Source organism: Staphylococcus sp. FSL W8-1207, from assembly GCF_038003745.1.
Lineage (GTDB): Bacteria > Bacillota > Bacilli > Staphylococcales > Staphylococcaceae > Staphylococcus > Staphylococcus equorum.
Map to the genome: position 1 here is coordinate 713,239 of NZ_JBBOPU010000001.1, position 12,882 is coordinate 726,120.

The 12,882-nt window shown below is 30.5% G+C and carries 15 protein-coding genes and 1 riboswitch; of the genes, 9 read left to right on the forward strand and 6 right to left on the reverse strand.

Translation table 11 applies throughout. From position 1 onward, the window contains the following. Nucleotides 1–94: 94 nt before the first annotated feature. On the forward strand, nucleotides 95–1,003 hold the full coding sequence (locus NSR03_RS03695; RefSeq protein WP_002507274.1) for a nuclease-related domain-containing protein: 909 nt from the start codon (nucleotides 95–97) through the stop codon (nucleotides 1,001–1,003). 193 nt (nucleotides 1,004–1,196) lie between these two features. Continuing rightward, nucleotides 1,197–2,033: an aldo/keto reductase gene (locus NSR03_RS03700; protein WP_002507275.1), complete on the forward strand. Its 837-nt coding sequence runs from the start codon at nucleotides 1,197–1,199 to the stop codon at nucleotides 2,031–2,033. A gap of 193 nt (nucleotides 2,034–2,226) precedes the next feature. Here the strand turns inward: NSR03_RS03700 and NSR03_RS03705 are convergent, their stop codons facing one another. From NSR03_RS03705 to NSR03_RS03715, 3 genes are all read right to left on the reverse strand, one after another. Beyond that, entirely contained in the window at nucleotides 2,227–2,583 is a 357-nt protein-coding gene (locus NSR03_RS03705) for a fluoride efflux transporter FluC (protein ID WP_069820864.1), read from the reverse strand. After that, a complete protein-coding gene (gene crcB / locus NSR03_RS03710) occupies nucleotides 2,580–2,945 on the reverse strand; it encodes a fluoride efflux transporter CrcB (protein WP_002507277.1) in 366 nt (121 codons plus the stop codon). Before crcB ends, NSR03_RS03705 begins: the two co-directional genes overlap by 4 nt. A 67-nt stretch (nucleotides 2,946–3,012) precedes the next feature. Continuing rightward, entirely contained in the window at nucleotides 3,013–3,318 is a 306-nt protein-coding gene (locus tag NSR03_RS03715) for a hypothetical protein (protein WP_002507278.1), read from the reverse strand. Between the two features lie 283 nt (nucleotides 3,319–3,601). Here NSR03_RS03715 and NSR03_RS03720 point away from each other — a divergent pair, with 283 nt between their 5' ends. From NSR03_RS03720 to NSR03_RS03730, 3 genes are all read left to right on the forward strand, one after another. After that, the gene (locus NSR03_RS03720) at nucleotides 3,602–4,315 is read left to right on the forward strand and encodes a transaldolase (RefSeq protein ID WP_002507279.1); all 714 of its coding nucleotides are present in this window, start codon (nucleotides 3,602–3,604) and stop codon (nucleotides 4,313–4,315) included. 196 nt (nucleotides 4,316–4,511) lie between these two features. Continuing rightward, nucleotides 4,512–5,147 carry a pentapeptide repeat-containing protein gene (locus NSR03_RS03725; protein WP_002507280.1) on the forward strand — a complete coding sequence of 212 codons (636 nt, stop codon included), beginning with the start codon at nucleotides 4,512–4,514 and terminating at the stop codon, nucleotides 5,145–5,147. 126 nt (nucleotides 5,148–5,273) lie between these two features. After that, complete coding sequence (locus NSR03_RS03730; RefSeq protein WP_002507281.1) at nucleotides 5,274–5,723, forward strand: hypothetical protein; 450 nt, start codon at nucleotides 5,274–5,276, stop codon at nucleotides 5,721–5,723. A 10-nt stretch (nucleotides 5,724–5,733) separates the two neighbouring features. On the opposite strand, the gene NSR03_RS03735 is transcribed toward NSR03_RS03730, so the two are convergent. Both NSR03_RS03735 and NSR03_RS03740 read right to left on the reverse strand, forming a co-directional pair. Continuing rightward, a complete protein-coding gene (locus tag NSR03_RS03735) occupies nucleotides 5,734–6,042 on the reverse strand; it encodes a competence protein ComK (RefSeq protein WP_317134734.1) in 309 nt (102 codons plus the stop codon). Between the two features lie 125 nt (nucleotides 6,043–6,167). Then, nucleotides 6,168–6,638 (reverse strand): sigma-70 family RNA polymerase sigma factor, encoded by a 471-nt coding sequence (locus tag NSR03_RS03740; RefSeq protein ID WP_065367463.1) that lies wholly within the window; start codon nucleotides 6,636–6,638, stop codon nucleotides 6,168–6,170. Nucleotides 6,639–6,858: 220 nt separating this feature from the next. On the opposite strand from NSR03_RS03740, the gene NSR03_RS03745 reads away from it, so the two are divergent. Both NSR03_RS03745 and NSR03_RS03750 read left to right on the forward strand, forming a co-directional pair. Beyond that, the gene (locus NSR03_RS03745) at nucleotides 6,859–7,083 is read left to right on the forward strand and encodes a hypothetical protein (protein ID WP_002507285.1); all 225 of its coding nucleotides are present in this window, start codon (nucleotides 6,859–6,861) and stop codon (nucleotides 7,081–7,083) included. A gap of 163 nt (nucleotides 7,084–7,246) precedes the next feature. After that, nucleotides 7,247–8,098, forward strand: coding sequence for an N-acetylglucosaminidase (locus NSR03_RS03750; RefSeq protein WP_002507286.1), 852 nt, complete (start codon nucleotides 7,247–7,249; stop codon nucleotides 8,096–8,098). A 590-nt stretch (nucleotides 8,099–8,688) separates the two neighbouring features. Here the strand turns inward: NSR03_RS03750 and NSR03_RS03755 are convergent. Next, on the reverse strand, nucleotides 8,689–9,675 hold the full coding sequence (locus NSR03_RS03755; protein ID WP_141714484.1) for an osmoprotectant ABC transporter substrate-binding protein: 987 nt from the start codon (nucleotides 9,673–9,675) through the stop codon (nucleotides 8,689–8,691). A gap of 116 nt (nucleotides 9,676–9,791) precedes the next feature. Between NSR03_RS03755 and NSR03_RS03760 the strand changes: the two genes are divergently transcribed. Together NSR03_RS03760 and ribD are read left to right on the forward strand one after the other, a co-directional pair. Beyond that, nucleotides 9,792–11,261, forward strand: coding sequence for an FAD/NAD(P)-binding protein (locus tag NSR03_RS03760; protein WP_002507288.1), 1,470 nt, complete (start codon nucleotides 9,792–9,794; stop codon nucleotides 11,259–11,261). Between the two features lie 282 nt (nucleotides 11,262–11,543). Next, a riboswitch (FMN riboswitch) is annotated at nucleotides 11,544–11,677 on the forward strand. 161 nt (nucleotides 11,678–11,838) lie between these two features. Continuing rightward, nucleotides 11,839–12,882, forward strand: a complete 1,044-nt coding sequence (ribD, locus tag NSR03_RS03765) for a bifunctional diaminohydroxyphosphoribosylaminopyrimidine deaminase/5-amino-6-(5-phosphoribosylamino)uracil reductase RibD (protein ID WP_069820863.1) — start codon at nucleotides 11,839–11,841, stop codon at nucleotides 12,880–12,882.

Here is a 12,882-nt window from a genome sequence, read left to right on the forward strand (position 1 = left end):
AAACTAAAATTTAATTTTATGGACTTTTCTATCGAATGATGAGCTATTATCTATTATAATTAAGTTACTGAACACATAAAGGAGCGTTTTTGTTATGAATTCATTAGGGCCAATAGAAATTGGTTTAATCGTGGCAATCATCGTAGCAGTCATTTGTTTGATATTATTTATGCTTGCTTTAAAAAGTAAAAAGAAAGCGCAAAAAAAGGCTGAAGAGCAATATAAATCTAGAGAACAAAAATTAAGCGATGAACATGAGGAAGAGTTGGAAAAAGAAAGAATAGAAAATAAAAAAACTGTAACAAAACAAAAGGAAGAATATGCAGCTACAGTTAGTTCTAAAGACAGAGAAATTGATGCCTTGAAATTATTTTCTAAGAACCATAGTGAATATGTAACTGACATGAGATTGATTGGTATCCGTGAACGTCTTGTAAATGAGAAAAGAATTCGTCCTGAAGATATGCATATTATGGCTAATATATTTTTACCTAGAAATGAATTTAGCGACGTTCAACGTATTAGCCACTTAGTACTGACACGTACTGGTCTATACATCATAGATTCACAGTTATTGAAAGGGCATGTATATAATGGCGTTAGCGCAGCCCAATTCAAAGAACAACCAATGATGGAGCAGGTATTTAATACTTTAGATCTTGATAAGCACACGCCACAAACGCTTGTATTAGATAAGAATGAAGATGCGGAATCATTATCGTTTGTAAATTATACATCGCATTTAAATGAAATAGAAAAACTTGCCGGTGATATTCAAACAGAACTTAATTTAAAATTCACACCAACTACTATTTTATACTTCAATCCTAAAAATGAAGGTGCTGTAACGATTTCAAATTATGCACAAAGTTCAAATACTAAGGTACTAGTGGGTGCAGAGCAACTTGATGAGTTCTTTAATAAATTTGTATTCCACGGTCGAATTCAATACAATGTTGAAGATTTGCAACGTGTTATGGATGAAATAGAAACATTTAATTAATGTGAAATACTTAATTTTAAAAAGATAGGTAACCATACAGGTTATCTATCTTTTTGTTGGAGTTTTAAATGCACAAACAATGTGTTTTATGGATTAATACAATATAATTTGGTTATTTAAAGTCCTTTTAATTTATAATTTAAAGAAAATTGATTAATATAATAGTTATCTAAATAGAAAAGGGGATTTTAATTTGGAAAATGTAACTTTTTATAATGGCAATGAAATGCCAATTGTTGGTTTAGGTACTTTTCGTGTCGAAAACAGTGACGAATGTAAAATGTCAGTAAAACATGCGATAGAAAATGGTTACACACATATAGATACTGCAATGGTGTATGAAAATGAAGAAAAAGTAGGGGAAGGTATTGCAGAAGGTTTAGCAGCTACAGGTAAAAATAGAAGTGATTTGTTTATCACATCTAAATTATGGTTAGCAGATTATGGCCGTGAAAATGTTACAGATGCTTATGAAACGAGTTTAAATAAACTTGGATTAGATTACCTAGACTTGTATCTCATGCATTGGCCGGGTACAGATGAAGCTTTAATGATAGACACTTGGCAAGGTATGGAAGACTTATATAAAAATGACAGAGTAAAAAATATTGGAGTAAGTAATTTTGAAACGGCGCATTTTGAAGCCTTGTTAGCCCAAGTTTCTATTAAACCTGTGATAAACCAAGTTGAATTCCATCCATATTTATTGCAAGAATCATTAAGAAGATATTTAGAAGTACAGAATATTCATATGGAATCATGGTCACCACTTATGAATGCGCAAATTTTAGAAGATGATACTGTAAGAAATGTTGCAACTGAAGTAGGAAAATCACCAGCACAAGTGATTATTCGTTGGAACATAGAACATGGTGTTGTAGTAATACCTAAATCAGTGACACCTTCTAGAATAGAAGAAAATTTAAATGTATTTGATTTCCAATTAACATCAGCACAAATTGAAAAATTAGATAAACTCAATGAGGATAGAAGAATCGGTCCAGATCCATCTGAATATAGTGGACACTAGTATTAAAAGAAGTGACCGTTACAAATTCGCAATTCCTAAATAAAAAAGCCCAATCTATTAGTTTTTTTAATAGATTGGGCTTTTTAACTATTTTTCTTTTGAAGGTATGTGCTTAACTATTTTATAAAAGGGATGGTGATTGAAGTTATTAATAATGATTGTATTTATATGCATCTGAGTTTCAATTAATCGGCTAAATCATGATGTATCCTAATAAACAGGCTGAAAATGACGCGCCATATTGTAGTAAAGAATAAAATAAAAAAATAAATATGTTCTTTTCAGTTATTAATAATTTGACTAACTCTGAAGATAAAGTAGAAAATGTCGTTAATCCGCCGAGAACGCCGACAATTGCAAAGGGATGGACCCAATCTATATTTAATGTCATACCCATCAATAAACCGATTATTAAACTGCCTAATATATTAACGATTGGCGTTGCAATAGGTAACTTACTATTAAATCTACTTGTACAAACGTTAGTAATCACTCCTCTGATTACAGCTCCGAGACCGCCACCTAACATAACTAACAGTAATTGTGTCATGATAAACGAGCCCCCAATTTTACCCCGAAATAACAGACGAGTATACCTATAATATAACTACTTAAAGCGTATAAAATCATTAATAAATATGCCTGTTGTTCTAAAAATGAAACGAGCTCAAATTGAAAAGTAGAAAAAGTAGTGAGTGCGCCTAAAAATCCAGTAGTTATACCTTTTTTAAGTAATGGATTATTTCTAAAATACTTTATTGTCAAAGTTCCAATAAGGCCCATTAAGAAAGCACCAACAATATTAGCAATAAATATGCCTGTTGGAAATTCAGCAGTTTGGTTGATGAATGTTAATAGATATCTTAGTAAAGCACCAATCGCACCACCTATAAAAATATATAAGTATTGCATTGTTTTTATTCTTCCTCTCGACAAAAAATAAAAAACTACAAAAGTATTATAACTTTTGTAGCATTAATTAGAAAATAATACCAAATGTTGAAAGTGAAGCAACGATATGGATGATAAGCACTACTAATATTACGTAAGGTAATATCTTACTAGCTTTTCTAACCCACCCAGAATTTTCATGTAAGTGTTTAATTGATTTATCTGCTAAAATAATTGAAATTATTAAAATAATAGCGTTAATAATACTACAAACAAAAATTAATTTGATCATTGAACTAAAATGCATAGTAATTAGAGGATTTCTAGTATTAAAATACAAGCTAATAATAACCAATAAACTAGATAAATAAAAATAAAGTTTTGAACGTGCCATATTTACCTCCTAGTACAATTCATTAAATAATAATACCATAGATTTACAAAAAATTAACTAATTTGTAAATTTAGAATATATATAAATTTAGATTTACTGTAAGTCATAACTGAATAGAGCTTTAAGTACGCGTAATGTTTCTTTTTACTCTAAAGATTTTGACAATTCAAGCAAAAAATTAGAATTTATTGATTAATGGTGGTATAAATGAGTTGTATGGTTAATAACCGTTATAAAAATAATTCTTTATTGAATTATTTATTTAAGTCAGGAGGAATTAGTAATGGCAAAATTAAATGTTGAAGTGTTTGCAGATGGTGCAGATATTGAAGAAATGAAAACAGCTTATAAAAATAAACAAGTAGATGGTTTTACTACTAACCCTAGTTTAATGGCAAAAGCAGGTGTAACAGACTATAAAGCTTTCGCAGAAGAAGCTGTTCGTGAAATTCCTGATGCTTCTATTTCATTCGAAGTATTCGCTGATGATTTAGAAACAATGGAAAAAGAAGCTGAGATTTTGAAACAATATGGTAAAAACGTATTTGTTAAAATTCCAGTTGTAAACACAAAAGGTGAATCAACTATTTCTCTAATTAAAAAATTATCAGCAGACAATGTGCGTTTAAATGTAACTGCTGTTTATACTTTAGATCAAGTTAAAGAAATTACAGAAGCTGTAACAGAAGGTGTTCCAACTTATGTATCAGTATTTGCTGGTCGTATTGCTGATACTGGTGTAGATCCAGTTCCATTGATGAAAGATGCAGCAGAAGTTACACATAGTAAAAAAGGTGTTAAATTACTTTGGGCAAGCTGTCGTGAAGTAATCAATGTAATCCAAGCGGATGAAGTGGGCGCAGATATCATTACATGTCCTGCAGACGTTGTGAAAAAAGTAAATAACAACCTTGGCCGTGATGTTAACGAATTATCAGTTGATACAGTACAAGGATTTGCTAAAGATATTCAAAGTTCAGGATTATCTATTCTTTAATAGAAGATTAAGAAATTTAAATTTCAGATAATAATAGGCTGAGGCAATTCATTCTAAATGAGTTGTCTCAGCTTTTTTATTGAGCATAAGTATAGGATGCTAAGATATCTGTTATACTGTTGAATGTCTTGAGTTTCAAATACATATAACTACTTGTTCAATTAAACTATGAATAATAAAGAGGGGAAGATTATTTATGAAAATACAACAACCCAAAATTAGTGCAAATTTAGAACTTAAAGAATTAGAAGAAATTTTTCAAGATGAAGATGATATAGTTGAAGTCGCGAAAATAGAAAATGCTAATTTAAGTAATAAAGTTTTACAAAGATTTGTAGTTTATGGTTCTTATATCAAGGATTGTGATTTTTCTAACTCTGATTTAGGTCGTGCTGATTTTACAGATGTTATTTTTGAAAATTGTGATTTTTCGAATACGAAAATGGATCATGGCTCCATACATAGAGTGACATTTAAAAACTGCCGTATGACAGGAACTTTATTTAATTATATGAGATTTGGCAATATAGTATTTGATGAAGTGAAAGCTGATTTTATAAGTGTTGTGGATTCTAAAATAGAAACACTAATGACCCAAAAAAGTAACTTTGAAAATGCAGAATTTCATAATTCAACTTTGAAAAAGGTAGTTTTTGATGATAGTAACTTAGAGCATTTATCAATTTATCAAACCCCATTAAAAGGTTGTGATTTAAGCCAATCTTATTTTGAGTCATTTGTGGTTAACAAAGAAGACTTATTAGGTTGTAAAGTTTCTAGAAATCAAGCTGTACAATTTGCTGCATTAATGGGCTTAGTTATCGTAGAGTAGATAATATAACAATTAATAAAATTAAAGATAATAAAAATATTTTAAAATTTAATTGAATAACCTAGATAATTGATTTATTATTTAATGAGTATAAAGTTCTGCGTAAGTTCTAAAGGAGAAACATTTATGAAACTAGATATCTTTAAACAAAAAGTTAAAAAGCAATTATGGTTTTTAAATAAAAAAGAAAAAAATCAATTGAATGAAGTGTTAGAAGAAGTTACTAAGTCTAGTGACGGACAAAGTTTAAATCGTCCTATTGCATTTTCAAACCAATTTTTAAAGGAATATGTCTTTAAAGAGAAAGTTGTATCATCAACACAATTATTTGCATTGCTTATAGGTATTTTAATCACTTATATCGTGCTATTAGGTTTGTTTTTATTTGGGTTTTTGACAAGTCTATCATCTGTACAGTACTTTATTAAACCTGAAGTGCAATTATCTACTACAACTGTTATTTTGACCTTGATTGGCTCAATATTACTATTAATCGTCAGTTTATATTTGATTAAAATGGTAACTGCTTATTTTACGAAAAAATTATTAGAATATAAACATAATAAGGCGTTATAGTTGGATAGCGCTATGTTGAATGGTGAGAAAGCGTTAAACTTTCTTGCCATTTTTTATGAATAAATAGATAGGGAGCATTGACTGTAATATAGGTAGCGTTCTCAAAATATATAATTGTTTGTGTCCCTTTTGACTTTAATCCCGTGATTGGAATTGCATTAATATAATATTGTATTGGTGAGCGCTGTGGCTTTATTGGGAATAATGTTATATCGCTATTAATAAATATTGGAACGAGTTTACGTATTTTTAGTAAATGTTTGGCTTGTTTTGTCTGAAGAGTTAAAGATAAATGTCTTGATTCTAAAAATACTTTAATGTGAGATTAATTGTAGTAGGGTAAGTGAATTGGTGTGTCGTATATTGGCTTATTGTTAATATTTCTGGCCCAACAACTGTTTTGAAATAGAGTAGTTTAGTAAGTGGAGTCATATCATATTCACCTCAATCATGGGTATAAAATTTTAAATGTTTTTGTCGAATGCGTTTTTGATAGTTTTTTAAAGTTGAGACAGAACAATTTAGAAGTTTTGCAATTTCATATTGTTTAAGTCCTGCAAATTTTAATAGTAGCCATTGCTGTTCTTTATCAGTCAATAACGATAAAAATTGTTGAAATACTAGCATGTTGTCATAATCATCATTAATTAAAGAAGATTTAACTTCTTGTTCTGAAATATCAACTAGAGTTAGAGCTTGGTGTTTGCGGAAAAGGTCTATCAAATAGAAATTTAATCGTGAATATAAGAAAGTGTTTAATGAGCTGCGTTTTTGTGAATTGTAGATTTTACTTAGCTCCCACATTTTAATTAAGAGGAGTTGAGCATATTCATCATAATTGTACTGAATATTGTATTTTTTTAATAGATAATGAATAATATATTTGTATTTTTTATAAACTTCTTCGAAGGTCATTCATTCTCTCCATTGTCGTATATACAACATGTATTTCCGGATGTTATTATTTTATTATAAGAAATAGTAATTTTCATTTGCCAAATAGGGATAATAGGTGTTAAATAGTAGTCATAAGATAGATAAATTTTAAGTTTTATAACATTAGCGCGTATTCAACTTAAAGATATAACACTTTAGAGGTATATTATTATCTTCGGACAATTATCAGGAGGTTTATATGGATTACGCATATTTAAATTTAGAACATTTTTTTGCAAGGCATGATGATTTGGATCTGATTAAAGATAAATCAGATTTTGTTATGATAAACAATATGGCAAAAGAAATGATGTATCGGGACGGGGAAATAGAAGGTACGATTGATTTAAATCGTTATTTTTATAAAAATAGATCACAAGCTGCAAGCTTTATTATAATGGATTATTATAAAAGTCAAGAGTAATGAAATTAAAATTTCATTACTTTTTTTATGAATATGTAACAACGTTCATATTAAATTGTTTGTTCAAGTAATTAGTGTTAAACTTTATTATCGGATAGCTTTAAAGCTATGATACATATGACGAAGGCGTGTCCTTCCTAATTATTACCTAAGAGGTGTAAACATGACGAAGCACAAAAAAGGCTCAATTCTATCAATCATTGGTTTATTGATAGTCTTAGGTGTAGCTGCGGTTGTTGTTTTTTCAATGATCTCAGATCAAATCTTTTTTAAAGAAGTTGACGAACAAGAAAAAGTGGAAAATCTTAAAGTAACTTTGGATAAAGCATCTAAAAAACAAATCGATAATTATACTAGCCAACAAATTTCAAGTAAAGATAATAAAACATGGAGAGATGCGTCATCTACTGAGATAAAATCTGCGATGAATAGTAGTGAATTTATTGAAAGTGATACGCAAAAATACCAATTTTTAGAATTAGATAAGTATCAAGGTATTGATGAAAATAGAATAAAACGTATGCTCATAGATAACCCTACACTGTTAGAGCATTCAGATGATTTTATAAAAGCCGCACAAGACAAGCACGTTAATGAAGTTTATTTAATTTCACATGCGCTACTTGAAACAGGCTCTGCTAAAAGTGAACTTGCAAGTGGTGTAGAAATTGATGGTAAAAAATATTATAACTTCTTTGGTGTAGGTGCACTTGATGAAGATCCAATTAAAACAGGTTCAGAATATGCTAAAAAACATGGCTGGGACACACCACAAAAAGCAATTAGTGGTGGGGCTAACTTTATTCATGATCACTTTTTATCTAATGAAGATCAAAACACGCTTTATAGTATGAGATGGAACCCTAAAAATCCAGGAGAACATCAATATGCTACAGACATTAAGTGGGCTGAAAGTAATGCGACTTTAATGGCTCATTTCTATGAAGATATGAAAACAGAGGGCAAATATTATAAATATTTTGTTTATAAAGATGATGAAAAACATAAAAAATAGATAAGCGTTTGAAATATTAATTTCTACTACAATAGAAAACTAACAGAACGTAGATAAGAGGCTGATACAAAATACATGTATCAGCCTCAATTATTATATTGGCAGTGGCTTACTGATTTGAAAATGCGCTTTTATCAAGCTTTTGCAAGAGCTTCAACTCTTGTATTCCATTTTCTAGTCAGCTTTGCCGAACTGTCTCATACGACGAAATCTTGTTAAAAAAATAGATTTCTGTCCCACTCCCATCAGACTGTCGACAAAGCCCCCGACTTTGTCGACAGTCTTTTGTGCATGCTTTCCGCGGCACTACCTTAGACTGTAATCTTCGGCTAGTACTTTATAAACGAGTCAAAAGTCAGCCCAAATTACTGCTAATATTATAATATATACAAAAGCGTCTCCAATTTTGGAAACGCTTTATTGTTATTCTATTTTATTTTTTTGGCTTATAAGAATGAAGAACATGAGTGCTGATATAAACACTTTTATAGTAAATTTCATATTATCACTTCCTATTCTATGCCAACATGTTAACATTAATTGGGTGTGAAGATACATTGATAACTACTCACAAGTGCATATACTGTGCATTATTCTTTTTCAAAGTAATTGTGCTCTTTTAAAAATTCTTCTGCAACAACTGCTGGTTCTTTGCCTTCTCCATCTGCTTCATAATTTAATTTTTGCATTTGCTCCGTACTTATTTTGTCGTTCAATTTATTAAGTGCTTTCCTAACTTCTGGTTGCTCTTTTAAAAGTTTGTTTGGTGCTACAGCACTTGCATCATATGTTGGGAAGAACTTTTTATCGTCTTCAAGTACTACTAAATCATAAGCTGCAATTCTACCATCGGTCGTATAGCCTAGTGCAACATCTAATTTTTTGCTTTTCAAAGCATCGTAAACGAGTCCAATTTGCATCGGTTTAATTGAATTAAAAGCAAAACCATAATGCTCTTGGAAAGGTGCGTATCCATCACCACCACGTTTAATCCAAGTTGTATCTGTTCCTACGTCTACTTCATCTTTTACTTTTTCTAAATCTGAAACAGTCTGTAAATCATATTTTTCTGCAGTTTCTTTAGTTACCATAAAGGCAAAGGTATTTTCAAAACCATATGAATCAAAAAAGATCTGATTAAATTTTTGCTGAAACAACTTTTTAGTTAAATTCATCGCTTTTTTAGGATCAGTAATGGGCTCAGACTCAAGGACACCCACTAAATCTGTTCCAGTATATCGGGTGCTCGAGATATCTGCATCGCCATTCATTAGTGCATTATGCTGGATTGTTGCTGAGCCTAAGTTATTAATGATTGAACCTTTAATTTCACCTTCTGTATCATGTTCGATAAGGTTGATTATCATATATGCCATGATTTGAGATTCACTCGTAGCCAACGCTGAAACTTTAATCTCGTCCTTTGACTGGCTTCCACCAAGCCCTGGCAATCCACAACCGGATAATAATATTGTGCTTGCTATAATTAAAAAAATAAATGTTTTGAAAATTTCATTGTCTAGCTCCTTAAAATAAGTACAGAAATAATATTTTGATGAATATATTAATATTAACATATTCATCAAAATATTATAACAACGCTAAATTGTACGGTAGTTGAATAGATTAGCATGTAATATAAGGTTAATCATTGCTATAATGAATATAAATAAATTTAATAAGGATGTGTACAATGCGAATAGCTATCATAGGAATGGGCACAGCAGGTGTAAGCTTGCTGAAAGAATTAGTGAAACATGATAATTTTGCAACGATGAATATAGACATGTACGATAATCCTAAAAATATGGGGCAAGGTGTACCTTTTCAAAATGACAGTGATCAATTATTAATAAATGTACCTGCCAAACAAATGACTTTGAATTTAGAGAATCAAGGCGAGTTTTATGAATGGTACAAATCACAATCGATATTTAAGTTTTCAAACCCGGAGTATTTACCTAGGTTTATATTTGGACATTATATGAAAGATTTTTTAGAAAAATATAATCACCAATTTGAAAATATCCAGATGATTAAAGAAGAAGTGTCAGAAGTTTTCATTGAAGCTGATGTAGGTCAAATAGATGTTAAATATTATGTTTGTACTTCGAAAGACATGTCAAATTGTCAAAAGTATGATGTTGTATTTTTAACAATTGGTACAATGTCATACCATGACCCGTATCATTTGAAAGGGAAAAAAGGATATATTCATACACCTTATCCAACTTATAATACGTTAGATGATGTAAATGAAACTGACAGAATTGCAATCATTGGCACAGGTTTAGCATCTTTAGATGTAATTCGTTATGTTACTGCACATCATCCTAAATTACCAATTACTTTAACTAGTCGCAAAGGTCAATTGCCAAGTGTAAGAGGTGAAATGCCTGACATTGAATTTAAATACTTAACACCTGAAAATTTTAATGCAATAAAGAATGAAAATTTCGGAAACGTACCTTTGGAACAAGCGCTAAGTTTATTTTTGAAAGATTGTGCATATTATAATGTTGCAATTGAAAAATTAGTGCACCGTAGACAAAATGACCCGGTGAAGGATTTAACATATGATTTAGAACACGAAACTGAATTAGGGACATTCCAAAGTATACTTGAATTAGTAAAAGAAAATTTAAATTGGATATGGAATAGTTTTAGTAGAGAAGATCAACAACAATTTTTAAAAGATTACCAATCTATATTAAAGGATAATTCTAACCCCATGCCTCCACGTACGGCTAAATTAATAATAGATCATATTGAAAATGGGACTATTGAAATTAAAAGTGGTTTAGAGAATGTTCAGTATGAAGCAAGCCAATTTTATTTCAAATACAAAAATGAAACAGAGGCACTTCATAAATTCGATGTCGTAATTAATGCTACTGGTTCAAAAACGCAACTTTCAGATCTTGATAGTGATGATCAATTAATTTTAAATCTTGAAAATAGACAGGTTATACAAGCACATCCGCTTGGTGGTATCCAAATTATTGCTGAAACAAATCAAGTTATAAGTCCACGCTACGGAACTCTTAAACACATGTACGCATTAGGTCAACTAACAAATGGAATCAATCAGTCTCGTAATGGTGTAGCTATGATAGTTAAACAAGCGGTTAGCGTAGTAAATCAGTTGTTAGCAGATAAGTGATTGTAAAATGAATTCTTTAGCAGTATATTTTGTGAGAGTTTAATTTTTTAATAATAACTAAATTATAAAGGGGATAAAAGTCATAATAAAAATTAATTTATTTTTTATTGATTTGAGTAAAAAGCTTTTCTTATTAGTATTTAAAGCATTTTAATAATAATAATACGTTGAAAATAAAGCCGACTTAGATAATATGAATTGTCATACTGCCTAAAATGTAGTACGATATTGATGTAACTTAATAAGAGTTACTTGACTCAATCATTATTTACAATTTCATAGATATTCTTTCGGGGCAGGGTGAAATTCCCAACCGGCAGTAAACAAAGCCTGCGACCTGCATTTGATTATTCAAATGTGGCTGATCTAGTGAGATTCTAGAGCCGACAGTAAAGTCTGGATGGGAGAAAGAATGAAGTATAACAAAAATGACACTTTTTAAGTGTTTATTTGGCATACACTTATATTTGAAAGTGGATAAGTGTATTTAGTTTGAAGCTAATGATGTTATATCAATATATATCCCACACCTGAAATATTTTATTTCAGGTGTTTTTTATTATTTAGAGGTGATAATGTGAGTCAATATTTAAATTATGCAATCCAATTAGCAAAAATGGTAAGTGGTCAAACGGGCGTAAACCCACCTGTAGGCGCGATAGTTGTTAAAGACGGACGAATCGTAGGTATGGGCGCACACTTGAAAAAAGGCGATAAACATGCTGAAGTACAAGCGTTAGATATGGCACAAGATGAAGCTAAAGATGCTACTATATTTATTTCATTAGAGCCATGTACACACTTTGGTTCAACGCCACCTTGTGTGAATAAAATTATCGATTTTGGCATAAAGAAAGTCATATATGCTGTTAAAGATACGACTTTACCATCTAACGGTGACGAAATATTACAACATGCAGGAATAGAAGTTGAATTTCGTCATAATACAGAAGCAGAAGACTTGTATAAAGACTTCTTTATAAGCAAAAGTAAAGAGGTACCTGAAGTGTCAGTTAAAGTTGCTTGTAGTTTAGACGGTAAACAGGCTACTGACGAAGGTGAAAGTAAATGGATTACGAATAAAGCCGTCAAAGCTGATGTATTCAACTTACGTCATACGCATGATGCTGTACTTACAGGTAGAGGCACATTAGATGCAGATAACCCTCAATATACAACACGAATTGAGGAAGGTAAGCATCCAACAAAAGTAATTTTATCGCAATCAGGCCAAATTGATTTTGAATTAGACATGTTCAAAAATACTCATACACCTATTTGGATTTATACACAAAATGAAAACTTAAAAACAGATATTGAACAGGTGGAAATTATTATTTTAACTGATTGTTCAATTGAAAATATTTTAATAGATTTATATCAAAAGGGAATTGGAAAATTATTGGTAGAAGCGGGTCCAACCGTAACTTCAGCATTTCTTCAATCTCAATATACGAATGAACTTATCTTATATTATGCCCCGAAAATTATAGGTGGTTCTGGTAATTATCAATTTTATCAAACTAAAAATATTTTTGGATTATCAGAAGTACCACAATTCGAAATTGTTAATACCCAAATGCTTGAGCAAAACATTAAATTAGAGTTGCGAAAGAAGTGA